Origin of the sequence: Variovorax paradoxus NBRC 15149 (assembly GCF_001591365.1) — a bacterium.
In the GTDB taxonomy this organism is placed as follows: Bacteria; Pseudomonadota; Gammaproteobacteria; order Burkholderiales; family Burkholderiaceae_C; genus Variovorax; species Variovorax paradoxus.
Map to the genome: position 1 here is coordinate 327,743 of NZ_BCUT01000007.1, position 22,312 is coordinate 350,054.

Consider the following 22,312-nt stretch of genomic DNA (forward strand, 5'->3'; position numbering starts at 1 on the left):
TCGGCTTGACCCACGACAACACCCTCTCGCGCCTGCCCACGTATTTCATCTCGCACGGCGGCGGTCCCTGGCCCTGGATGAAGAAGGAAATGGGCCCCACCTATGACCAGCTGGCCGCCGCGCTGGCCGACATGCCGCGCCAGATCGGCCGCACGCCGGACGCCATCCTCATGGTGTCGGCCCATTGGGAGGCGCCGGTCTTCACGGTGCAGGGCAACCCGCGGCCGCCGATGATCTACGACTACGGCGGCTTTCCCGCCCACACCTATGAAGTGCGCTACGACGCACCGGGCTCGCCCGAACTGGCCCAGCGCGTGCAGTCGCTGCTCGAGGCGGCCGGGCTGCCCGCGGCCATCGACCCGGAGCGCGGCTTCGACCACGGCATGTTCTCGCCCATGAAGGCGATGTACCCCGATGCCGGCGTGCCGGTGGTGCAGCTGTCGCTCAAGCGCGGGCTCGATCCGGCGGAGCACCTGGCGCTCGGCCGCGCGCTTGCGCCGCTGCGCGACGAGAACGTGCTCATCGTGGGCAGCGGCCTGAGCTATCACAACCTGCGCAACTTCGGCCCGCAGGCGCATGGCGTGTCCCAGGCCTTCGGCGACTGGCTCGACCACACGGCCGTGCAGTCGCCGCCGCAGGAGCGCGTGCAGCGCCTCGCGGACTGGGCTGCGGCCCCTTCGGCGCGCATGGCGCACCCGCGCGAGGAGCACCTGATCCCGCTGATGGTGGCGGTCGGCGCGGCCGAGCAGGAGCCGGGCGAGCGCGTCTATCACGAAGACGCGTTCATGGGCGGGCTGGTGGTGTCGAGCTACCGCTTCGGCGCTGGCGCCAGCTGAAAAGGCGGCGCGTTGGCAGAATCGGGTGATGCCTTCCATTCCCGATCCAGATCTCAATACAGAAGCCCGCCTCTTGATCGAACGCATCGCCGCGCGCGGCACGCGCCATGACGTGGTGCACGGCGGCGTCCGCGTTGCTTGGCGCCGCTTCGGCGATGAGAACATCCATGCGCCGCTGGTGCTGCTGCACGGCGGCCATGGCAGCTGGATGCATTGGCTGCGCAACGTCGAGGCGCTCTCGTCCGGGCGCACGCTGTGGCTGCCCGACATGCCCGGCTTCAACGATTCCGATGCGCCGCCACGCGCCGCGCCCGGCGAAGATCCGCTCGGCCCGCTGCTCGATGCGCTGGGTGGATCGCTCGACCAACTGATCGGCGCGGGCACGCCCATCGACCTGGGCGGCTTCTCCTTCGGCGGGCTCACCGCCGCGCGCTTCGCGGTGCGGCGCGGTGCCGTCCGGCGCCTCGCGCTCGTGGGCAGCGGCGGCCACGGCACGATGCGGCGCATGGCGGTGGAGATGATCAACTGGCGCGCCGCGCCCAATCGCGAGCAGGAACGCGCCGCGCTGCTGCACAACCTAGCCGCGCTCATGCTGCACGACAAGGCCGCGATCGACCCGGTGGCCTTCGAGATCCACGACATCTCCTGCCACGGCACGCGCTTTCGCAGCAAGGAGGTGTCGCAGGCGGGCGGCCTGCAGGCCGCGCTCGACACGCTGGGCGGACCTCAGCTGCTGCTCTGGGGCGAGTACGACGTCACCGCCGATCCGCGCCCGCTGGTGGCGCAGCTCACGGCCGGCCATCCGCAGCGTGAAGGCGTGGTGATCGACGGGGCCGGGCATTGGGCGCAGTACGAGCGCGCCGATGAATTCAACCGGCTGCTGCTGCGCTTCCTGGGCTGAACCGCGCGGCCTAGCTATTGCTTCGCCAGCCCCAGCTTGCGGATCATGTCGCCCCACTGCTCGTAGGTCGAACGCGTGAGCTCGGCCAGTTGCGCGGGGCTCGACGACTCGGCCTCGTAGGCGCCCTGGCGGAAGAAGTCGCGCGTGGCGGGCATCGCGAGCACCTGCGCGAGCGCGGCGTTGAGCTTGGCGACCACCGGCGCGGGCATGCGCGCGGGCCCATAGAAACCGAGCCAGCTCGGCATGTCGACCCCGCTCACGCCCTGCTCGGTCATGGTGGGCACATCGGGCAGCATCGCGCTGCGCCTGGGCGCCGCCACTGCGAGCATGCGGACCTTGCCGGTGGCGGTGTTCTGGATCGCGTTGGGCGCGGCGTCGAAGTAGTACTGCACGCGGCCCGCGAGAAAGTCCTTCGCGGCATCGGCGCCGCCCTTGTAGGGCACGTGCACCACGTCCAGCCCCGCCTGCTTCGCGAAGGCCTCGCCGTAGATGTGCGAGGAGGTGCCGGTGCCGAAGGAGGCATAGCTCATCTTGCCGGGGTTGGCCTTGATGTAGGCCACCAGCTCCTGCACCGTGCGCGCGGGCACGCTCGCATGCACCGTGAGCACCAGCGGCCCGCGCGCGCCGAGCGAGATGGGCGTCAGGTCCTTGAACGGGTCGTAGCGCACCTGCGCCAGCGTCTGCGGGTTCTGCGCCACCACGGAAGAGGGCGCGTACATCATCGTGTAGCCGTCGGGCGCGGCGCGAATCACTTCCTCGGTGGCCAGGATGAAGCTCGCGCCCGGCCGGTTCTCCACGATGACCGGCGTCTGCAGCACTTCGCCGAGCTTGTTGGCGACGAAGCGCGCCTGTGCATCCGAGGCACCGCCCGCCGCGAGGCCGAGCACGATGCGGATGCTGCGGCCCTTCTCGGGGAAGGCCGCGGGCCCGGCCGCGAGCGCGCCGCACGGCAGCGCGGCCGCACCGAGAGCGAACACCAGCCACGCGGCCACGCGCCGGCGGCCGACGAAGGAGTGCGGCCGGGCGTTCATTGCTTCGCCAGCCCGACCTGCTGCACCATCGCGCCCCAGCGCTCGTAGGTCGAGCGCGTGACGCCGGCGAACTCCTCGGGCGTGCTGGCCCCGGCCTCGTAGCCGCCGCTGCGGTAGAACTCGCGCACCTGCGGCATCGCCAGCACCTGCGTGAGCGCCGCGTTGAGCTTTGCGACCACCGGCGCGGGCATGTGGGCTGGCCCGTAGAAGCCGAGCCAGCTCGGCAGGTCGAGGCCCGCCAGGCCCTGCTCGGCGAAGGTCGGCACCTCGGGCAGCGCGGCAATGCGCTCGTTCGCGGCGATCGCAAGGATCTTCACCTTGCCGGTGCCCGAGGTGATGATGGCCGAGGAGGCCGAATCGAACATGTACTGCACGCGGCCGCCGATCAGGTCCTTGGCCGCGTCCGAACCGCCCTTGTAGGGAATGTGCACCGCGTCGAGGCCGGCTTTCTTCACGAAGGCCTCGCCGTAGATGTGCGACGAGGTGCCCGCGCCGAACGAGGCGTAGCTCACCTTGCCGGGATTCGCCTTCACGTAGGCGATGAGCTCCTTCACGTTGCGAGCCGGCACGGTGGTGCTCATGGACAGCACCAGGGGCCCACGGCCGCCCATCGAGATGGCGGTGAAGTCCTTGAACGGGTCGTAGGGCACCTGCGAGAAGGTGTGCGGGTTCTGCGCCATGGTCGAGGAGGGCGCATAGAGCAGGGTGTAGCCGTCGGGCAGCGCGCGCGCCACCTCGCTTGCGGCCAGCATGGTGCTGGCGCCGGGCTTGTTGTCGACGATCACGCCGGTGCCCAGCACCTCGCCGAGCTTCTGCGCCACGATGCGCGCCTGCGCGTCGGTGCCGCCGCCGGCCGTGAAGCCCACCACGATGCGGATCGGCTTGCCGCCGCGCACCGGAAAGTCTTGCGCCAGCGCCAGGGGCGCCACGCCCAGCAGGGCCGCCGCGCCGAGCGCCGTGCCGAATGCGCGGCGGGTGCCGCAGGGTTTCTTCATCGATGTCTCCGTTGGGAATGTTCTTCTTATATTGGTTTAGAAAACCATAAAAATCCACATCGACTAGGGAATACCCCGAAGAAATGCCATTTTCAGACTTTTGTGTTTGACAAAATGAACATTGAAATCAAAATACGATGCAACAGCCCATCCAAGACACTCATCCATGAAAACTGTCGTCCGCACCGACGAGCGCATCCTCAGCTCCGACATCTTCGACCGCGACAGCCGCGTCAAGCGGCCTGACCACGGCACCTGGTCCGAGCCCGGCAAGGACATTCCGGTCTACCACCGCTGCGGCGTGCTGGTGGTGGGCGGCGGGCCGTCGGGCACCGCGGCCGCCGCAGCCGCCGCGCGCGCCGGCGCCGACGTGGCGCTGCTCGAGCGCTACAACCACCTGGGCGGGCTTTCCACCGGCGGCCTCGTGATCTGGATCGACCGCATGACCGACTGGGAAGGCCAGCTGGTGATCCGCGGCTTTGCCGAAGAGCTGTTCGATCGCCTGCCGGCCGATGCCATTGCCGGCCCGTCGCGCGAGGACTGGGGCTCGCAGGACGCCGCCAAGGCCGCCCATTGGTCGCAGCGCACGGCCGCCTACCACGGCGTGGTCACGTGGTCGCCCACCATCGACCCGGAGCGCCTCAAGCTGCTCTCGCAGGAGATCGTGCTGGAGCGCAAGGTCAAGCTCATCTACCACTCGTGGGCCGCGATCCCCATCGTGCAGGACGGCGCGGTGAAAGGCGTGGTGTTCGAGAGCAAGGAAGGCCGCATGGCGATCATGGCCGACGTGGTGGTCGACGCCACCGGCGACGGCGACCTGTTCGCGCGCGCCGGCGCGGCCTACGTGAACGACATCGAGGAGGCCGACGTGCACCACTGCATGAACACCTCGTGGCTGTTCGGTGGCGTCGACATGAACCGCTGGATCGAGTTCAAGGCCGGCCAGCCCGAGGCGTTCAGCGCCTTCATGGCGCGCGGGCGCGAAGTGTGCGGCCTGTTCGAGCGGCCCTTCGTCTCGTGGCGCAACGACGTGGCGCTGTTCATGGGGCCGCGGCAGTCGGGCTATTCGGCGCTCGACGTGGACGACCTCACGGCCGTCGAAGTGCGCTCGCACCGCGCCATGGCCGCGCACCTGGACTACTTCAAGGCGCATGCGCCGGGCTTCGAGGAGGCCTACCTGATGCTGAGCGCGCCGCAGATCGGCGTGCGCCATGCGCGGCGCCTCTCCGGCGTGGGCGCGGTGCTGCGCAGCCAGTGGCCCGATGGCGTGGCGCTGGCCGACGAGGTGGGCGTGACGCCCGCGGTGTCGCCCAAGTTCCCGAACATCTCCATTCCCTACGGCGCGCTGGTGCCGCAGCAGCTCGACGGCCTGCTGGCCTGCGGGCGCCACATCTCGTGCGACCGCAACTCGCATGGCTTCATGCGCGAGATTCCGCAGTGCTGGATCACCGGCCAGGCCGCGGGCGTGGCGGCGGCGCTGGCGTCGCGGGGCGGCATCGAACCGCGCTTCGTCGACGTGGGTGCGCTGCAGTCGGCGCTGCTCGCGCAGGGCGTGTACCTGCGCGCCGGCGCCGGGCAGGGCGCGCAGGCGCGGGACGCGGCCGAAGCCGGGATCTGAATCGCATGAACTCGGCCGACGCGCTTTCGCCAGCCTCTACATTGCAGAGTCTTGCAAAGGGTTCCTCCATGTCCACTGACAAAAACGACAGCTCTCTTTCCGCCGCCGATGCTGCCGACACGCGCGGCGACCGCGCCGACACCGTGAGCGCATTGGAGCGCGGCATCTCGGTGCTGCGCTGCTTCAGCGAGGCGCGCCCCGTGCTGGGCCATGCCGACATCGCGCGCATGACCGGCATCCCGCGGCCGACCGTCAACCGGCTCGTCGCCACGCTGCTCTCGCTGGGCATGCTCAAGGCCGCGCAGGTGGCCGACCGCTTCATGCTCGGGCCCGGCGTGGTGTCGCTGTCGCGCGTGTTCCTCGGCAGCCTCGACGTGCGCGCCGCCGCGCGGCCCAGCATGCAGGCGATGGCCGAGGAGGTGGGCGCCTCGGTCTACCTGGCGATACGCGACGGCATGGAGATGGTGCTGATCGAGGCCTGCCGGCCGCGCTCGTCGATGCTGTCGGCGCGGCTCGACGTGGGCTCGCGCGCGCCGCTGGCCAACTCGGCGCTGGGCCGCGCCTACCTTTCGGCGCTGCCCGAGGCGCAGCGCAACCAGCTGGTCGATTCGATGCGCCTCTTGCGCGGTCCCGAGTGGGACAGCATCGCGCCCGGCATGACGCGCGCCATCGGCGAAGCCCGGCGGCTGGGCTACTGCCTTTCGCTCGGCGAGTTCCACCGCGAGATCAACTCGGTGTCGGTGCCGCTCATCGGCCCCGATGGCGAAGTGATGGCGCTCAACGGCGGCGGCGCGGCCTTCGTGTTCACCGAGGAGCGCCTGCGCAACGAACTGGCACCGCGCCTGCACGACATCGCGCTCACCATTGCGCGCGACATCGGCGGCCATGTGCCGACGCCCCTGCCGGGCTAGCCCCGGCCGACCCCTACGACATAAAAAAACGGAGACACAGGGCCATGCACCTGAGCGATGAAGAAAAAGCCATGATGGACGGCCGCGACGGACCGGCCGTGCAGAAAGCGATGGACCTCCTGATGCGCTACGGCGAAGCGCTCGGCGCCGAGCGGCTGGTGGAAACGCGCAACGTCTGCGCCACCATCACCTCGACCACGCCGTTCCAGCGCGACTTCGCGCTGGCCAAGGGCGGCGGCATGGACGCGGTGTTCTCCGAGTTCAGCCTCGACAGCCAGGAGACCGTCGAGATCCCGAAGTTCAAGGTCTTCACGAGCCACCTGCAGCTGGGCTTCGACCCCGGCCAGCCCGAGCGCATGGGCGTGAGCGAGGAGATCGTGCAGTTCTACAACAAGAGCGAGCGGCATGCGGCAGGCCTGGGCGCGCAGATCATGAACACCTGCACGCCCTACCAGGTCGGCAACATCCCGACGCGCGGCGAGCATTGCGCGTGGATGGAATCGTCGGCGGTGGTGTATTGCAATTCGGTGCTCGGTGCGCGCACCAACACCGAAGGCCGCGAGAGCACCGGCGCCGCCATGCTCACGGGGCGCATTCCGTACTGGGGCTACCACCTCGACGAGAACCGGCATGCCACGCACGTGGTCGAGCTCGACGTCGAAGTCGAATCGGTGCAGGACTGGGGCCTCCTGGGCTACTACATCGGCGAGCATGTGCAGGAGCGCGTGCCGGTGGTGCACAGCCGGCGCGGCATCGGCCGCGTGCCCAACCTGCCGCGGCTCAAGCACTTCGGCGCGGCGGCCTCGTCGTCGGGCGGCGTGGAGATGTACCACATCGCCGGTGTCACGCCCGAGGCGCTGACGCTCGAGCAGGCGCTCGGCGGCCGCGCGCCGGTGGAGGTGCTGCGCTTTGGCGAAGCCGAGCGCCGCGCCACCTACGAGAAGATCAACGCCACCGGCAAGGACGCCGAGGTGCAGTACGTGATGCTCGGCTGCCCGCACTACACCATCGAGCAGATCTGGGAAGCCGCGCAGCTCATCGAAGGCCGCCGCGTGCACCCGGATTGCGAGCTGTGGATCTTCACGCCGCGCGCCATCAAGTCGCTGGCCGACCGCAACGGCTACACCAAGATCATCGAGGACGCGGGCGGCATCCTCATGACCGACAGCTGCTCGGCCATGAGCCGCGCCGTGCCCAAGGGCACGAAGACCGTGGCGCTCGATTCGGCCAAGCAGGCGCACTACCTGCCCGCGATCCTCGGCGTGCAGGCGTGGTTCGGCAGCACGGCGGAGTGCATCGATGCGGCCTGCACCGGCCGCTGGAACGGGGGAATGCAATGAGCGACGCCGTCATGAATGAACAGACCATCGTCATCCGCGGCCGCAAGGTCGTCGGCGGCATTGCCGAAGGCGAGGCGCTCGTCACGCGCGACCGCATCTCGGGCTGGGGCGGCATCGATCCGCGCACCGGCACCGTCATCGAGACGCGGCACGAGCTGCGCGGCCAGAGCTTCGCGGGCAAGGTGCTGGTGTTTCCAGGCGCCAAGGGCTCGTCGGGCTGGTCCGCGATGTTCCACATGACGCGGCTCATGAACTCGGCACCCGCGGCGTTCCTGTTCAACGAGATGACCACCAAGATGGCGCTCGGCGCCGTGGTCACGCATGCGCCCTCGATGACCGACTTCGAGCGCGACCCGCTCGAATGCATCGCAACCGGCGACTGGGTGCGCGTGGACGCCGACCGCGGCGTGATCGAGATCACCAAAAAGAACAAGCCCGGAGACCGTCCATGACCACCCGCCCCCTGCGCAGCAACTTCCCGCGCGGCTCCTACCTCTGGTCGGTGCGCAACGCCCACTGGCGCGCGCTCGGCATTCCCGAAGAGGATTGCGAGAAGCCGAAGATCGCCATCGTCAACAGCTCGTCGGAGCTGGCGGCCTGCTTCAGCCACCTCGACAAGGTGGCGGCGGAAATCAAGACCGCGATCCGCGCCGCGGGCGGCGTGCCCTTCGAGATCCGCACCGCCGCGCCCAGCGACTTCATCACCGGCGCCGGCGCGCGCGGCGCCTACATGCTCGGCGCGCGCGACCTCGTGACCAACGACATCGAGGTCGCGGTCGAAGGCGCGCAGCTCGACGGCATGGTCTGCCTCACCTCGTGCGACAAGACCGTGCCGGGCCAGCTCATGGCGGCCGCACGGCTCAACATTCCGACGCTGCTCGTGCCCTGCGGCTACCAGCCCAGCGGCGAATATCGCGGCAAGCACATGGACATCGAGGAAGTGTTCATCGGCGCGATGCATGCGGTCACGGGCCACCTGCCGGTGGAAGAACTCGTGGGCATGAGCCGCGAGGCGATCCGCGGGCCGGGCGTGTGCTCGGGCCTGGGCACGGCCAACTCGATGCACATCGTCTGCGAGGCGCTCGGCATGGCCTTGCCGGGCAGCGCGCCGGTGGCGGCGCTGAGCCCGAAGATGATGGCCGACGTGCGCGCCGCCGGCTCGCGCATCGTGCAGATGGTGTGGGACGACCTCAAGCCGCGCGACATCCTCACGCCCGGCGCCTTTGCCAACGCGGTGCGCGCGGTGCTGGCCATCGGCGCCTCGCTCAACACGGCCAAGCACCTGCAGGCCGTATCGACCGAAGGCGAATGCGGCGTCGACGTGTATGGCCTGTTCGAAAGCCTCGGCCCGAAGACGCCGGTGCTGGCCGGCGTGCGGCCGATCGGCGAGCACAGCATCGAGGCCTTCGAGGCGGCGGGCGGTTGCCGCGCGCTGATGAAGCAGCTCGCGCCCTTGCTCGACACCAGTGCGCTCACCGTCACGGGCGGCACCGTGGCGGACAACCTGCGCGGCGCCGAAGTCGCCAACGCCGAGGTGATCCGCCCCATCGACCGCCCGGTCGCGCCGCATCCCGCCATCGTGCTGCTGCGCGGCAACCTCGCGCCCGAGTCGGGCCTGATCAAGACCGGCATCGTGGAGCGCAAGGTGCGCAGCTTCACGGGGCCGGCCGTGTGCTTCTGGACCTCGGATGCGGCCATCGCGGCGCTCAAGGGCGGTGAGATCCTGCCGGGCCAGGTGGTCGTGATGCGCGGCGCTGGCGCCTGCGGCGGCCCGGCCATGGGCGGCGGTGCCTCGCGCGTGGTGTTCGCGATCGATGGCGCGGGCCTGGGCGACCAGGTCGCGATCCTGACCGACGGGCATCTCTCGGGCCTGGTCTGCAAGGGGCTCGTGGTGGCCGAAGTCTCGCCCGAGGCCGCGCTCGGCGGGCCGCTCGGCCTCGTGCGCGATGGCGACGTGATCACCATCGACCTCGATGCGCGCCGCCTCGACATCGCATTGGCCGATGCGGAACTCGCCGCGCGCCGCGCCGACTGGCAGGCGCCGCCGCCGGCCTTCGACACCGGCTGGCTGCAGCAGTACCGGCGCAACGTGAGTCCGCTCTCGAAGGGCGCCGTGCTCGTGCGCACCGAACGCCCCGAACCCTAGGCCTTTTTTTACCCGGCCTTCGCCAACCGGCGCGCACCCACGCGCGCACCCGGTGGCGCAGCCCTGCGCGCGTACCCGAGTTTTTCAACCAAGAGAAGAAGCAGGAGACAAGAAAACATGAAGAGATTCTTGATGGGGTCGGCGCTGGCGCTGGCCGGCAGCGGCGCGGCGCAGGCGCAATCCAGCGTCACCGTGTTCGGCGTGGTGGACCTCGGCGTGCAGTACACCAAAGGCGAGGGCGGCGGCTCGGTCAAGGCGCTGTCGAACGGCGGCCTGTCGACCAGCCGGCTCGGATTCCGCGGCACCGAAGACCTGGGCGGCGGCCTGCGCGCGGGCTTCTGGCTCGAAGGCAGCCTGAACCCCGACAACGGCACGGGCCGGCCGAGCAACAGCAACAACCAGGCGAGCGGCGCGGGCACGGCGGGCCCGATCACCTTCGACCGCATGTCCTTCGTGAGCCTGTCGCACCAGAAGTTCGGCGAGCTGCGCCTGGGCCGCGACTTCATTCCCACGCACTACAACAGCATCTACTTCGATCCCTTCAACGCCAACGGCGTGGCGCGCGCGGGCAACCTCACGTTCGCGGGCGCGGGCACCGGGCCGCTGCCCACCGGCATCACGGGCAGCAACACCGTGAGCTACTGGCTGCCGGCCGGGCTCGGCGGCTTCTACGGCATGGCGATGATCGGCACCGGCGAGAACGACTCCACCGCGCCCAACCGCGACGACGGCAACTTTGCCGGTGCGCGCCTGGGCTTTGCCGCGGGCGCGTTCGACATTGCGGCGGCCGTCACGCGCACGCACTTCGACGCCACCGCCGCCATCGGCAACTACACGCACGCCAACATCGGCGGCACCTGGGACGCGGGCTTTGCGAAGTTCTTCGCGCTCTACAACAAGGTGACGGTGAAGCTCGCCGCCGGCACGGTGCGCAAGAACACGGCCGAGATCGGCGCGCACATTCCGGCCTTCGAGGTCGGTCGCATCCGCCTGAGCTACGCCTACCTGGACGACCGCAGCGACGAGAGCCTGCGCAATGCCAACGGCATGCCGCGCAACCGCGACGACGCGCGCCAGTTCGGCATCGGCTACGTGCACAACCTCTCCAAGCGCACCGCGCTCTACGGCACCTATGCGCGGCTCATGAACAGCGGCCAGGCGCGCTACGTGGTGAGCGGCGGCGTGGCGCCGGCGGGCGGGCGCCGCTCTTCGGGCTGGGAGTTCGGTGTGCGGCATCTTTTTTGAAGGGAGCCTTTCATGCGACGCAGAGACCTGGCCCTTGCGGCCCTTGCAACGACGATGCTGCCCGGCGCGGCAGCCTGGAGCGCCGAAGGCAGCTATCCGGACAAGCCGCTGCGCCTGATCGTCGGCTTTGCGGCCGGCGGCGGCGCCGACGCGCTCACGCGCATCATCGCGGAGGGGTTGTCCAAGCAGCTCGGCCAGCAGGTGATCGTGGAGAACCGCCCGGGCGCCGACGGCGTGCTGGCGGCGCAGGCCACCTCGTCCGCCAAGCCCGACGGCTACACCTTGCTGATGGGCACCAACACCGCGATGGTGGCCGCGCCCACGCTGCGGCCCACGCCGCCCTACGACCCGTTCAAGGCCTTCACGCCGATCAGCTCGGCCGGGCAGTTCTCGATGTTCCTGGTGGTGCCGGCCAGCCTGCCGGTGAAGAGCGTGAACGAGCTGCTCGCGATGGTGGCGGCCAAGCCCGGGGCCTACAACTCGGCCTCGAGCAACAGCGCTTCGGAACTGGCCATGCTGCAGCTCTTGGGCGAGCGCAAGGTGGTCAACGCGCGCTACAAGGGCGACATGCAGGCCATGACCGACCTGCTGGGCGGGCAGATCCACATGATGTTCACCACCGGCACGCTGGCGCCGGGCTTCGTGAAGGACGGGCGCATCCGCGCGCTGGTCACGCTGCTGCCGCAGCGCAGCGCCTTGCTGCCCGACGTGCCCACGGGCGGCGAGCTCGGGCTGGGCAAGCTCACCATCACGCCGTGGGCCGGCTTCTTCGGGCCGCCGGGGCTGCCGCAGGCCATCACCGACAAGCTGTCGCAGGAACTGCAGAACACGCTCAAGCGGCCCGACGTGCATGCGCAGCTGGTACAGCAGGGCTTCGAGGGCTACGGCATGAGCCCCGCGAAGTTCGCCGAATTCTTCCGCGCGCAGTACGAGGCCTTCGGCGCCACCGTGCGGCAGCACAACGTGAAGTTCGAATAGCCGCGGTGGCGGCTCAGAGCCCGATCGATTCCGCGTTGCGGCGCCAGAACGCCGCATCGGGGAACGCGCCGGCGCCGGCCGCGGCGTTGTCGGCCATGTGCTCGGCGCGGCTGGTGCCGGGAATGGTGCAGGTCACGGCCGGGTGGCTCAGCACGAACTTCAGCAGCACCTGCGCCCAGCTCGAGCAGCCGATCTCGCCGGCCCAGGCGGGCAGCGGCTTGCCGCGCAGCCGGCGCAAGAGGCCGCCGCCGCCGAAGGGCATGTTGACGATCACCGCCACGCCGCGCTCGGCCGCGAGCGGCAGCAGGCGCTCCTCGGCCTCGCGCGCGTCGAGCGAATAGTTGATCTGCAGGAAGTCGAGCTTCTCGGCGCGCAGCACGGCCTCGACTTCGCGATAGGCCGAGGCCGTGTAGTGCGTGATGCCGAGGTAGCGCACGCGGCCTTTTTCTTTCCAATTGCGCAGCGTGGCGAGGTGGGTCTTCCAGTCCATCAGGTTGTGCACCTGCATCAGGTCCATGCGCTGGGTGCGCAGCCGCGCGAACGACTGCTCCATCTGCGCGATGCCGGCCTCGCGGCCCGAGGTCCAGACCTTGGTGGCAAGAAAGGCCTTGGTCCCGCGCGGCTTCGCTGCGGCGGCCAGCAGCTCGCCGGTGGTTTCCTCGGAGCGGCCGTACATCGGCGAGCTGTCGATCACCGTGCCGCCGGCCGCGAACAGCGCGTCCAGCACGCCGGGCAGGCGCTGGTATTCGTCGCTGCCGGGGCGCTGGTCGAAGCCGATCCAGGTGCCGCAGCCGACCACCGGCAGGGCTTCTTGCGTGGAGGGGATGGGGCGGGTGTTCATCGTGATGGCTGGCAGGTGTTGTGCCACCGCGGTCATCGCGGAGGTCATCGGCAGCACTGCGACAAGCTGCAGGAAGCGTGCGCGGTTCAAGCGCGCGTCGAAAAACGGAACTGGCGAGAAAGCGGGCGGGCCGAAGTTCTTCATGGAAGCGCGGTGTCGCCATGCGTCGGACGAGCAGCCGCAATAACGATAGCACCGAGGGTTCGACCGCGTGCGCCGATGCAACACCGCGCTTTCCATTGCTTGCCCGCGGATGTTTCGCAATGTTACGCTGCTTCGCGCAGGCGGAGGGCCTGCCTCTTCCAACAAGAACACCATCAGCCGGTGCGCAAGCTGCACCGCCGGCCATTGCCAATCTATGAATCCGACCTCCCGTTCCATCTCCCGCCTGCTGCACGGGCTCGTGCTGCTGCTGGCTGCACTGCTGCTGGCTGCATGCAGTGCTGCGCCGATCGCACCCGAGCAGACCCTCACGGGGCAGGAGGGGGCGGTGGTCATGAAACTGATTACCAACAGCCCTGGCGAGACCGACCCGGCGGAGACGCTGTCGGCCGTGCGCCTCGAGCGCGTGCTCGAGTCCGGCGAAAAGCAGACCGGGCGGGACATCGTGGTGCTGACGCGCACGCGCAAGGCCACCTACACCACCGCTGTGTTCAGCGGCATGGTCGCGCCCGGGCGCTACATCATCAAGAGCATCACCGGTGCGAGTGGCAACATGAGCTACTTCTATCCCATCGATGCGAAGTTCGGCAGCTTCGACGTGGTGCGCGGCGAAGTCACGCTGCTTGGAACGCTGTTGATCCAGCCGCGCCTGGGCACGCGCTTTGTCGTTGCCTATGTGCCACCGGAGGCTGAGCTGCAGAAGACCTTCGAGACCTTGTATCCCGCATTGGCGGCGCAGACCCGCGGCCGTCCGCAGCATGGCTTCGTTCCCACGCTCGATCTCGACCGCCGCGCTGCGCTGGCGCCGCAGGTCAAGCGCCTGGCGTCCATCTGGCATGGCCTGACGCAGACGGCCGACGGCGAATTCATGGCCGGCAGCAAGCTCGGGAAGGTGCTGTGGCGCAAGAGCGGAGAGAGCCGTTGGAAGGAACTCGACGTGGGTTCCTGGCGCGAGGTGCTCTCGGTCCGCCCCTACCGTGGCGGGCTGCTGGCAGCGGGCGAGGAAGGCCTTCTGCGCCACTCTTCCGACGAGGGGTTGACTTGGAAGAGCCTGGTACCGCCCGATGACGGGCTTATCCAACTGGCGCAGCCGATGCGCGATGGGGGCGTGGTTGCGATCTCGCGCCGCGACAGCCTCTGGACCGTCTACGCCTCGAAGGATCTTGATGCCGGCGTGTGGCAAAAGCTCGGGGAGTTTTCCGATTCCCGCTCGATCAACGTGCCATGGCAGCGCAGCATGAGCTTCGGCCAGCCGGAGCGCGCGGGCGTGATGATGCCCAACGGCGACCTCCATGCCACCGATGGCCGCACGCTGTTTCGCTCCAGCAATGGTCGCTCCACCCTCGACGTGAATGCCTTGCCCGACGGCACCCTGGTGTCCCAGACGGTGGTGATGACAAAAACCACCTTGCTTTCGCCCGATTGGGGGCAAACCTGGGCCGATCTCGACACCAGCCGTTTCGTCGTGACGATCGCCTTCAAGGACCGGCAGACGGCATATGCGGTGGGCCCTGTCGCCCCCAGCCTGATGCCCGGAAAGCTGGGATTGATGACCACGCGGGACGGCGGCAGGAGCTGGTCACAGACCGGCAGCTCGCCGGGAATGACGAATCCCTACGCCGTGCGCCAGATGATGGTGGACCGGGCCGATGGCTCTCTGATCGCCTTTCTGCCCGAAAACCTGATCGTGCGGTCCACGGACGAAGGAAAGAGCTGGAAGATCGTCAAGGACAACTGAGCCAGGCGCCGGGCGAAGGCGCGCCGCACAGGGCATAGGCCACCGTTCGAAGGGCGGGATTTCCATTGCCTTGCGAGGATCGGAATACTGTATAAAAATACAGTTAACGATTCAATCATGGGCCTCCCTTTCCTCGACTCCTTTTCCGCTGCCGCGGGCCGCGGCGTCTGGCATGCCGACGAGCTCGGCCTGGCCGATGCGCAGGTGGTTGCCACCGGCCATGCCGCGCTCGACGCGCAGCTGCCGGGCGGCGGCTGGCCGGTCGGCGCCATGACGGAACTGCTGCAGGCCGCGCCCGAGGCGCATGTCTGGCGCCTGCTGCTGCCCGCGCTGGCGCAGGCGGTGCAGGCGCACGGCGGGCCGGTGGTGCTGGTCGGCGCGCCCTACGAGCCCTGCGCGGCGGCGCTCGCGGCGCAGGGGCTGCCGGTGGAGGCGCTGATGTGGGTGCGCAGCGATGCGCCGGCCGCGCGGCTGTGGGCCTGCGAACAGGCGCTGCGCTGCGCCGACGTGGCCGCCGTGCTGGCCTGGCTGCCGCAGGCCCGGGTGGGCGAGCTGCGCCGGCTGCAGCTGGCGGCCGCCCAGCACGACGTGCTGCTCTTCGTGTGCCGGCCCGCATCGGCCGCGCAGGGCGCATCGCCGGCGCGGCTGCGCCTCCAGGTGGAAAGCTGCGAGGCCGATGCATCGCAGATCGAACTGCGCATCCTGAAGCGCCGCGGACCGCCGCTGGCCGCGCCCGTGATGCTGCCCGCGCGCAACGAGCGCATGGCCGCGTTGCTGGCCGCCGCCCGGCTGCGCCGCAAGCTGCGGCTGCAGCAGCAGGGCACGGCGCCGGCCGCCGAGGCCGCCGGGTCGGCCACCGTGGTGCGCATCGACGCGTGGAAAGGAAACGGGAATGCACTGGATCGCATTGCGGTGGTCGCTTGATGCCGACGCGCCCGATGCCCCGGTGCTTCCCACGCCCGAGGCGCTGGGCTGGTGGGCGCTGCGCTACACGCCGCACGTCGCCTGGCAGGACGAGGCGCTGATGCTCGAAGTCTCGGCCTGCGAGCGCCTGTGGGGCGGGCGCTCGTCGCTGATGCGCCAGCTGGCCCACGAGAACCCCGCGCCCGGTGCCGTGATGCGCGGCGCGCAGGGCGCCACGAGCCCGATCGCGCTGGCGCGGCTGCGCCTGTTCGAACGCAACGAGAACCGGCCCAAGGACATTCCCGCCGGCCTGCCGCTGGACACGCTGACGGCCGCGCACCCCCACCTCGACCTGCTCGCGCGGCTGGGCTGCCGCACCTGGGGCGAGGTGGCGGCCCTGCCGCGCGGCGGCCTCACGCGGCGCTTCGGCGCAGAACTGCGCAAGGCGCTCGACACCGCCTGGGGCCTGTGCCCCGAAAGCCACGACTGGCTCACGCTGCCCGACGTGTTCGAGCAGAAGCTGGAGCTGCCCGCGCTGGCCGAGACCGCGCCCGAACTGATGTGGTCGGCCAACCGCCTGCTCGCGGCGCTGCAGATCTGGTTGCGCGCGCGCCAGCGCGGCGCGCGTGCGCTCGAACTGCAATGGACGCTCGACCTCAAGCGCTTCAACGGCGTGAACCTGCCGCCGCACCAGCAGGTCACCGTGCGCACGGCCGAGCCCACGCAGGACATGGCGCACCTGCGCCGCCTGCTGTCCGAAAAGCTGGCCCTCACCACGCTCGCGGCGCCCGCGAGCTGGCTGCGGCTGCGCACGCTCGAAACCGATCCGTGGGCCGGTGCCAGCACCAGCTTCCTGCCCGAGGACAACCGCAAGGGCGACAGGCTGCACGAGATGGTCGAGCGGCTCAGCGTGCGGCTCGGGCCGCACCAGGTGGTGGTGCCCGCGGCGCAGGCCGACCATCGGCCCGAGCGCAAGCAGGCCTGGCGTCCCGCGCTGCAGCAGGACAAGGCGCCGGCGGACAAGGCCGGCAGGCAAGCGAGGGCCGCGGCCTTGCAGCCCGATGCCATCTACCCGCCCTGGCTGCTGCCCGAGCCGCTGCTGCTCGAAATGGACGGCGAGAGCCCGTGCTACCGCGGCCCCCTGCGCAAGCTGGTCGGGCCGCAGCGCATCGAGGCGGGCTGGTGGGGCGGCAAGGAAGACGGCGGCCAGCCCGCGATGCGCGACTACTACGTGGCCGAAAGCCCCGAGGCCGGCCTGGTGTGGATCTTTCGCGAGCGGCCCTCGGCGCGTTTTTCTCCGGCCGAGGTGCGCTGGTACCTGCAGGGGCTCTATGCCTGACCTGAGCGAAAAGCAGCTGCGCGGGCGCAACTCGGCCAAGGTGCATGCGCTGCCATTGCCTTTGCGCAAGGCTGCGCCCACGCTGCCCGACTACGCCGAGCTGCACTGCCTCAGCAACTTCAGCTTCCAGCGCGGCGCCTCCACGCCCGAGGAACTGGTCGAACGCGCCTACCAGCTCGGCTACACGGCGCTGGCCATCACCGACGAATGCTCGGTGGCGGGCATCGTGCGCGCGCATGTCTGCCTGCGCGAGCTGCCGGCCAAGCTCGAGGAATACGAGCGCGAGCATCCCGCCGAACCACCGCTGCCGCGCAACCCCGGCTTCCGGCTGCTGTTCGGCAGCGAGTTCCGCTTCGAGCGCTTCAGGCTGGTGGTGATCGCGAACGGCACCGAAGGCTGGGGCAACCTCTGCGAGTTCATCACCGCCGCGCGCAACACCGAGCTGCCCAAGGGCGAGTACCGCGTGAGCTGGGAGGGGAGCGACGTGGCCTCGCTGCAGGACTGCCAGGTTCTCTTCGTGCCGCACCGCGCGCCGGGCGCCGCCGTGGACGCGGCCACGCTGCATGAAGACCTGCTGGCCGCCAAGGCGCTCTACGCAGGCAACCTGTGGCTGGCGGTGGAAATGCTCAACGAGCTCGACGACGACCTCTGGTTCGCCGCGCTGATGCAGGCGGGCGAGCAAACGGGCGTGCCGCTGGTGGCAGCCGGCGACGTGCACATGCATGCGCGCTCCGCCAAGCCGCTGCACGACGTCCTCACGGCCGTGCGCGAAGGAAAGACGGTGGCCGAGTGCGGCTTTGCGCTGCAATCGAATGCCGAGCGGCACCTGCGGCAGCGCGTGCGGCTGGCCGAGCTCTATCTGCCCCGGATGCTCGCGAACACGCTGGTGGTGGCCGAGCGCTGCCGCTTCGACCCCGAGGTGATCCGCGAGAACTACAAGTACCCGCTCGAAACCGTGGGCAGCAGCGAAACGCCGGCCGAGACGCTGGTGCGCAAGACGTGGGAAGGGGCGCAGGTGCGTTTTCCGGAGGGCATCCCGGACAAGGTGCGGGCGCAGCTCGAGAAGGAACTCGCGCTGATCGTCGAGATGAAGTACGAGATGTTCTTTCTCACGGTGGAAGACATCGTGCGCTTCGCCAGGTCGCAGAGCATCCTCTGCCAGGGCCGCGGTTCCTCGGCCAATTCGGCGGTCTGCTATTGCCTGGGCATCACCGCGATCAATCCCGAAAAAGGCCACCTGCTGTTCGAGCGCTTCCTGAGCCGCCACCGCCACGAGCCGCCCGACATCGACGTCGACTTCGAGCACCAGCGGCGCGAGGAAGTCATCCAGTACATCTACCAGAAGTACGGCCGCGAACGAGCGGCCATCGCGGCCGTCGTGATCTGCTACCGCGCCCGCAGCGCCTTGCGCGACGTGGGCAAGGCCATGGGCATCGACGAGCGGCTGATCGACGAATTCGCCAAGGACCACTACTGGTTCGACGACACCGTGCTGGGCGAGCAGCTGTTCAAGGCGGCCGCGCGCGTCGGCGTGCAGGAAGACGAGCTCAAGCTGGTGCAGTGGATCGAGATGACGCGGCGGCTCAAGGGCTTTCCGCGCCACCTGAGCCAGCACGTGGGCGGCTTCGTGCTCACGCACACCCGGCTCACGCGGCTGGTGCCGGTCGAGAAGGCGTCCATGAAGGACCGCTCCGTCATCCAGTGGGAGAAGGACGACCTCGAAGCCATGGGCATGCTCAAGGTCGACGTGCTCGCGCTCGGCATGCTCAGCGCGATACGGCGCGGGCTCGACCACATGAACCGCTGGCGCGGCTCGATGGTGCAGATGCACCACATCCCCAACGACGACCAGAAGGTGTTCGACATGATCTGCGACGCCGACACCATCGGCGTGTTCCAGATCGAGAGCCGGGCGCAGATGTCGATGCTGCCGCGGCTCAAGCCGCGCTGCTATGAAGACCTGGTGATCGAGGTCGCGATCGTGCGGCCCGGGCCCATCCAGGGCGGCATGGTGCATCCCTACCTCAAGCAGCGCGAGCGGGTGGCCAAGGGCCTGGAGATCCATTACGAGAAGGAAGAACTCAAGCCCGCGCTGGAGCGCACGCTGGGCATTCCGATCTTCCAGGAGCAGGTGATGCAGATCGCGATGATCGCGGCCAGGTTCACCGCCGACGAGGCCGACCAGCTGCGCCGCGCGATGGCGGCATGGAAGCGCAAGGGCGGCCTCGAGAAGTTCCACCACAAGCTCGTGAAGGGCATGACCGACCACGGCTACAAGGCCGAGTTCGCCGAAGCCATCTTCAAGCAGATCCTCGGCTTCGGCGACTACGGCTTTCCCGAAAGCCACGCCGCGAGCTTTGCGCTGCTGGTCACCGTGAGCAGCTGGCTCAAGAACTACGAGCCGGCCTGCTTCCTGGCGGCGCTGCTCGACTCGCAGCCGATGGGCTTCTACAGCCCCTCGCAGCTGGTGCAGGATGCGCGGCGGCACGGCGTCGAGGTGCGGCCGGCCGACGTGACCTGCAGCGACATCGACACCACGCTCGAAGCCCGCGCCCCTGATGCGCCGCGCATGCCGCCGGGCACCGATGCGCGCTATGCCGATCGCCTCGGCCGCGAGAACCAGCCTGCGGTGCGGCTCGGCCTGAACCGCATTTCGAGCCTCAGCAAGGAAGGCGCCGAACGCCTGCTGAAAGCGCGCGCCCAGGCGCCCTTCACCAGCACCGAAGACCTCGCGCTGCGCGCCGAGCTCGACGGCAAGGACATGGCGGCGCTGGCCGCGGCCGATGCGCTGATGTCGCTGTCGGGCCACCGCCGCCAGCAGGTGTGGGACGCCACCGCGCAGCGGCGCTCGCCGGCCCTGCTCAAGGGCGTGCCGATCAACGAGCCGGTGCTGCAGCTGCCCGCGGCGCCCGAGGGCGAGGAGATCGTCGGCGACTACGCCGCGCTCGGCCTCACGCTGCGCCGCCATCCGCTCGCGCTGCTGCGACCGCGCCTCGCGCGCATGAAGCTCATGAGCGCGGAGCAGCTGCGCGCGCAGCCCAGCGGCCAGATCGTGCGCGCCTGCGGCATCGTCAAGGGCCGCCAGCGCCCGGGCACTGCCAACGGCACCATCTTCGTCACGCTCGAGGACGAGACCGGCAACGTCAACGTGATCGTCTGGAGCCATGTCATCGAGGCCTGGCGCGAGCCGCTGCTGAAGTCGCACCTGCTCGCGGTGCAGGGCACCTGGCAGCGCGACGACGACAGCGGCGGCAAGGTGCAGCACCTGATCGCCACCGGCTTCAAGGACCTGACGCCGCTCATGGGCCGGCTGGCGCAGAGCAACACCAGCCGCGACTTCCATTGATTGAGCGCAGGGCAATCGAATGCAACCGATCGTTCCATGTCTCGCGCGCCCCACGACTTTTAGCTAACCTGTTTCTCCCATGCCCGCACTCGCCCTCGATCCCGTCGTCGACACGCCGATCGGCCCGCCGCCGCCCGCGCCCGACGTGCCCATTCCCGTGCCGCCGCCACCGCCGCCCGGGCCTCCGCCCGAGGGCGATCCGCCGCCCGTGGAGCCGCCGTTCACCGACCCCGGTTTTCCGCGGCCCGTGATCGATCCTCCGCCGCCGATGCAGAAGGCCGGCGAAGTGCCGTTCGGCAAGCTGCATGCGCGGCGGTTGCGCGAGATCTACCGTTCGGCGGGCTGGCCCTGCTGCGACGCCATCGAGGTCGAGCTGCTCGCGGGCGGGTTCCTCGAGCGCGTGCGCACGCCGCATGGCCACGAGACCCTGCGCGTGACCGATGCCGGCATTGCGCGCATTGCCACCACGCTCACCCTCAACCGCGCGGCGCTCTCGCCGCACGAGTCGCTGGTCGAGCGCGTGGCGCGCGAAATGACGCGCGGCGGCCGCATCGCCTGGCGCGGCCTCGGCCTGCGGGCACGCCTGCCGCCGCTCGAAGAGGGCGGCAAGCTGCGCTGGTGCATCGCCAGGCCCGACGTGTTCTCGATCCGCAATACCAGCGTCGAGGCCTATGCGCACCCCATCGTGCACGAGGTGAAGGTGAGCCGCGCCGACCTGCTGGGCGACCTGCGCAAGCCCGACAAGCGCGCGGCCTACCTCGACCTGGGCGGCGAGTGCTGGTACGTGCTGGGCAACGATGCGCGCGGCCGCTGCATTGCCTCTCCCGACGAGATTCCGCCGGAGTGCGGCGTGCTCGTGCTCGAAGGCGAAAGGCTGGTGGTGGCGCGCGCCGCCGTGCACCGCGCCTTCGATCGCATTCCGTTCGGCGTGTGGCTCGCGCTGGCCAAGGCCCAGCCCATTGCGGGCTTCGACGACGACGCGCAGGACCTGCTGAGCGAGCCCGGCGCAGAAGGCAGCGCCTAGGCAATCTCCATTCAGCCGGCCGGCGGCCACCAGTGCTCGGCCGTGGTGCGCAGCACGCGCGCCGCATGCATGCGCACCTCGTTGCCATCGCCAGGAAGGCCGCCGCCGTCGCGGTCTTTTTCGGTGGCCACGCGAAAGGGCCAGGTCGAGATCCGGCCCACGGGCTGGCGCGGCTGCGAACGCCGCAGCGGCGAGAAAAACAGGATTCGCGCTGAGGACGCCGGCGGGCTGGCGGTGGTCATGGTGTCGCCTTGAATGTTTGCTCTTGGAGACGAGTAATTCTAGAGGAAACACTGTACAAAAGAACAGTATTTTTGCGGTGCGCGGAGGCAGCTCAGGTGTCGAAGAGCGGCCGCGCGGCCCTCGGCATGTCGGGCCCGCTGCGCAGGTTGCGCTCGATGAACTCGCGCGCAATGGCGTCCACGTTGGCCGGTGCCGGCGTGTCGAAGGACATGCGGTACTTCAGCAGCCGGCCGTTGCGGGCCGTGAGAAAGGTGAACGACTCGTAGGCCTTGCGCGTGACGGCATGCACGATGCGCAGGCTCACGCGGCGAAAGTCCTGCCCCTCGATCCGCACGTCGGTGATGGGGCCGACCTCCACTTCGGCATAGAGGCCGCGCGCCACCGCAAGCCGGACCTCGTTCACGGAAGACTCGAACTGCGCCGCGAAGCGCGGGTCGTCGATACCGGCCTGCCAGTAGCCCTGCTTCAGGTCGTACAGGTAGACGTCGACCCAGCCGATGCTGCTCTCGTAGCGGTGGCTCACGCCCAGCCCCGGCAGCCGCGCCTCGTGCCAGGTCGAGCGCACGTACTGCCAGGTCACGACGCCGGCCGCGGGCGCCGCTGCAACGGCCGCGGCTGGCGGCGTGGTGCCGGGCGCCGCGCAGCCCGAGAGCAGGGCGGCGGCCAGCAGCGCAGGCCAGAGCTTGGTCACGGCGGATGCTGCGTGGTGGCCGTG

19 protein-coding genes are annotated in these 22,312 nt (G+C 69.6%); 14 read left to right on the top strand and 5 right to left on the bottom strand.

All coding sequences use genetic code 11. From position 1 onward, the window contains the following. The first annotated feature begins 5 nt into the window (after positions 1-5). Positions 6-836: a DODA-type extradiol aromatic ring-opening family dioxygenase gene (locus tag VPA02S_RS27170; RefSeq protein ID WP_062366780.1), complete on the top strand. Its 831-nt coding sequence runs from the start codon at positions 6-8 to the stop codon at positions 834-836. A 28-nt stretch (positions 837-864) separates the two neighbouring features. Beyond that, the gene (locus tag VPA02S_RS27175) at positions 865-1,737 is read left to right on the top strand and encodes an alpha/beta fold hydrolase (RefSeq protein WP_062366781.1); all 873 of its coding nucleotides are present in this window, start codon (positions 865-867) and stop codon (positions 1,735-1,737) included. Positions 1,738-1,751: 14 nt separating this feature from the next. Here the strand turns inward: VPA02S_RS27175 and VPA02S_RS27180 are convergent, their stop codons facing one another. Further along, on the bottom strand, positions 1,752-2,768 hold the full coding sequence (locus VPA02S_RS27180; RefSeq protein ID WP_018905669.1) for a Bug family tripartite tricarboxylate transporter substrate binding protein: 1,017 nt from the start codon (positions 2,766-2,768) through the stop codon (positions 1,752-1,754). Then, a complete protein-coding gene (locus tag VPA02S_RS27185) occupies positions 2,765-3,763 on the bottom strand; it encodes a Bug family tripartite tricarboxylate transporter substrate binding protein (RefSeq protein ID WP_062366783.1) in 999 nt (332 codons plus the stop codon). Before VPA02S_RS27185 ends, VPA02S_RS27180 begins: the two co-directional genes overlap by 4 nt. 166 nt (positions 3,764-3,929) lie before the next feature. Between VPA02S_RS27185 and VPA02S_RS27190 the strand changes: the two genes are divergently transcribed. From VPA02S_RS27190 to VPA02S_RS27220, 7 genes are all read left to right on the top strand, one after another. After that, a complete protein-coding gene (locus VPA02S_RS27190; protein WP_062366785.1) occupies positions 3,930-5,381 on the top strand; it encodes an FAD-dependent oxidoreductase in 1,452 nt (483 codons plus the stop codon). Positions 5,382-5,449: 68 nt separating this feature from the next. Beyond that, on the top strand, positions 5,450-6,292 hold the full coding sequence (locus VPA02S_RS27195; RefSeq protein WP_062366787.1) for an IclR family transcriptional regulator: 843 nt from the start codon (positions 5,450-5,452) through the stop codon (positions 6,290-6,292). 44 nt (positions 6,293-6,336) lie between these two features. Further along, positions 6,337-7,632, top strand: coding sequence for an aconitase X (locus tag VPA02S_RS27200; RefSeq protein WP_062366789.1), 1,296 nt, complete (start codon positions 6,337-6,339; stop codon positions 7,630-7,632). Then, entirely contained in the window at positions 7,629-8,084 is a 456-nt protein-coding gene (locus VPA02S_RS27205) for an aconitase X swivel domain-containing protein (RefSeq protein WP_062366792.1), read from the top strand. Before VPA02S_RS27200 ends, VPA02S_RS27205 begins: the two co-directional genes overlap by 4 nt. Next, complete coding sequence (gene ilvD, locus VPA02S_RS27210; protein ID WP_062366793.1) at positions 8,081-9,778, top strand: dihydroxy-acid dehydratase; 1,698 nt, start codon at positions 8,081-8,083, stop codon at positions 9,776-9,778. Before VPA02S_RS27205 ends, ilvD begins: the two co-directional genes overlap by 4 nt. A gap of 117 nt (positions 9,779-9,895) precedes the next feature. Then, positions 9,896-11,023: a porin gene (locus VPA02S_RS27215; protein ID WP_062366795.1), complete on the top strand. Its 1,128-nt coding sequence runs from the start codon at positions 9,896-9,898 to the stop codon at positions 11,021-11,023. Between the two features lie 12 nt (positions 11,024-11,035). Next, positions 11,036-12,001: a Bug family tripartite tricarboxylate transporter substrate binding protein gene (locus VPA02S_RS27220; protein WP_062366797.1), complete on the top strand. Its 966-nt coding sequence runs from the start codon at positions 11,036-11,038 to the stop codon at positions 11,999-12,001. Between the two features lie 13 nt (positions 12,002-12,014). Here the strand turns inward: VPA02S_RS27220 and VPA02S_RS27225 are convergent, their stop codons facing one another. Next, positions 12,015-12,986, bottom strand: coding sequence for an aldo/keto reductase (locus VPA02S_RS27225; protein ID WP_062366799.1), 972 nt, complete (start codon positions 12,984-12,986; stop codon positions 12,015-12,017). 214 nt (positions 12,987-13,200) lie between these two features. On the opposite strand from VPA02S_RS27225, the gene VPA02S_RS27230 reads away from it, so the two are divergent. The 5 genes from VPA02S_RS27230 (at position 13,201) to VPA02S_RS27250 (ending at position 21,354) form a co-directional block, all read left to right on the top strand. Then, positions 13,201-14,742, top strand: coding sequence for a WD40/YVTN/BNR-like repeat-containing protein (locus VPA02S_RS27230; protein ID WP_012748305.1), 1,542 nt, complete (start codon positions 13,201-13,203; stop codon positions 14,740-14,742). A gap of 117 nt (positions 14,743-14,859) precedes the next feature. Continuing rightward, complete coding sequence (gene imuA, locus VPA02S_RS27235; RefSeq protein WP_062366801.1) at positions 14,860-15,666, top strand: translesion DNA synthesis-associated protein ImuA; 807 nt, start codon at positions 14,860-14,862, stop codon at positions 15,664-15,666. After that, positions 15,635-16,984 carry a Y-family DNA polymerase gene (locus VPA02S_RS27240; RefSeq protein WP_062366802.1) on the top strand — a complete coding sequence of 450 codons (1,350 nt, stop codon included), beginning with the start codon at positions 15,635-15,637 and terminating at the stop codon, positions 16,982-16,984. The genes imuA and VPA02S_RS27240 overlap by 32 nt, the downstream gene beginning before the upstream one ends. Beyond that, entirely contained in the window at positions 16,977-20,330 is a 3,354-nt protein-coding gene (locus tag VPA02S_RS27245; protein ID WP_062366804.1) for an error-prone DNA polymerase, read from the top strand. The genes VPA02S_RS27240 and VPA02S_RS27245 overlap by 8 nt, the downstream gene beginning before the upstream one ends. 79 nt (positions 20,331-20,409) lie before the next feature. Continuing rightward, positions 20,410-21,354 (top strand): hypothetical protein, encoded by a 945-nt coding sequence (locus VPA02S_RS27250; protein WP_062366806.1) that lies wholly within the window; start codon positions 20,410-20,412, stop codon positions 21,352-21,354. 11 nt (positions 21,355-21,365) lie between these two features. Here the strand turns inward: VPA02S_RS27250 and VPA02S_RS27255 are convergent, their stop codons facing one another. Both VPA02S_RS27255 and VPA02S_RS27260 read right to left on the bottom strand, forming a co-directional pair. Next, the gene (locus VPA02S_RS27255) at positions 21,366-21,596 is read right to left on the bottom strand and encodes a hypothetical protein (protein ID WP_018904695.1); all 231 of its coding nucleotides are present in this window, start codon (positions 21,594-21,596) and stop codon (positions 21,366-21,368) included. A 92-nt stretch (positions 21,597-21,688) separates the two neighbouring features. After that, positions 21,689-22,288 carry a hypothetical protein gene (locus tag VPA02S_RS27260; protein ID WP_062366808.1) on the bottom strand — a complete coding sequence of 200 codons (600 nt, stop codon included), beginning with the start codon at positions 22,286-22,288 and terminating at the stop codon, positions 21,689-21,691. Positions 22,289-22,312: the final 24 nt, after the last annotated feature.

Bases quoted from the DNA above. Each gene is read 5' to 3' on its own strand.
- VPA02S_RS27250 (WP_062366806.1), top strand. From the start codon at position 20,410: ATGCCCGCACTCGCCCTCGATCCCGTCGTCGACACGCCGATCGGCCCG.
- VPA02S_RS27225 (WP_062366799.1), bottom strand. From the start codon at position 12,986: ATGAAGAACTTCGGCCCGCCCGCTTTCTCGCCAGTTCCGTTTTTCGAC.
- VPA02S_RS27255 (WP_018904695.1), bottom strand. From the start codon at position 21,596: ATGACCACCGCCAGCCCGCCGGCGTCCTCAGCGCGAATCCTGTTTTTC.
- VPA02S_RS27205 (WP_062366792.1), top strand. From the start codon at position 7,629: ATGAGCGACGCCGTCATGAATGAACAGACCATCGTCATCCGCGGCCGC.
- ilvD (WP_062366793.1), top strand. From the start codon at position 8,081: ATGACCACCCGCCCCCTGCGCAGCAACTTCCCGCGCGGCTCCTACCTC.
- VPA02S_RS27240 (WP_062366802.1), top strand. From the start codon at position 15,635: ATGCACTGGATCGCATTGCGGTGGTCGCTTGATGCCGACGCGCCCGAT.
- imuA (WP_062366801.1), top strand. From the start codon at position 14,860: ATGGGCCTCCCTTTCCTCGACTCCTTTTCCGCTGCCGCGGGCCGCGGC.
- VPA02S_RS27195 (WP_062366787.1), top strand. From the start codon at position 5,450: ATGTCCACTGACAAAAACGACAGCTCTCTTTCCGCCGCCGATGCTGCC.
- VPA02S_RS27185 (WP_062366783.1), bottom strand. From the start codon at position 3,763: ATGAAGAAACCCTGCGGCACCCGCCGCGCATTCGGCACGGCGCTCGGC.
- VPA02S_RS27190 (WP_062366785.1), top strand. From the start codon at position 3,930: ATGAAAACTGTCGTCCGCACCGACGAGCGCATCCTCAGCTCCGACATC.
- VPA02S_RS27245 (WP_062366804.1), top strand. From the start codon at position 16,977: ATGCCTGACCTGAGCGAAAAGCAGCTGCGCGGGCGCAACTCGGCCAAG.
- VPA02S_RS27230 (WP_012748305.1), top strand. From the start codon at position 13,201: ATGAATCCGACCTCCCGTTCCATCTCCCGCCTGCTGCACGGGCTCGTG.
- VPA02S_RS27220 (WP_062366797.1), top strand. From the start codon at position 11,036: ATGCGACGCAGAGACCTGGCCCTTGCGGCCCTTGCAACGACGATGCTG.
- VPA02S_RS27215 (WP_062366795.1), top strand. From the start codon at position 9,896: ATGAAGAGATTCTTGATGGGGTCGGCGCTGGCGCTGGCCGGCAGCGGC.
- VPA02S_RS27200 (WP_062366789.1), top strand. From the start codon at position 6,337: ATGCACCTGAGCGATGAAGAAAAAGCCATGATGGACGGCCGCGACGGA.
- VPA02S_RS27180 (WP_018905669.1), bottom strand. From the start codon at position 2,768: ATGAACGCCCGGCCGCACTCCTTCGTCGGCCGCCGGCGCGTGGCCGCG.
- VPA02S_RS27175 (WP_062366781.1), top strand. From the start codon at position 865: ATGCCTTCCATTCCCGATCCAGATCTCAATACAGAAGCCCGCCTCTTG.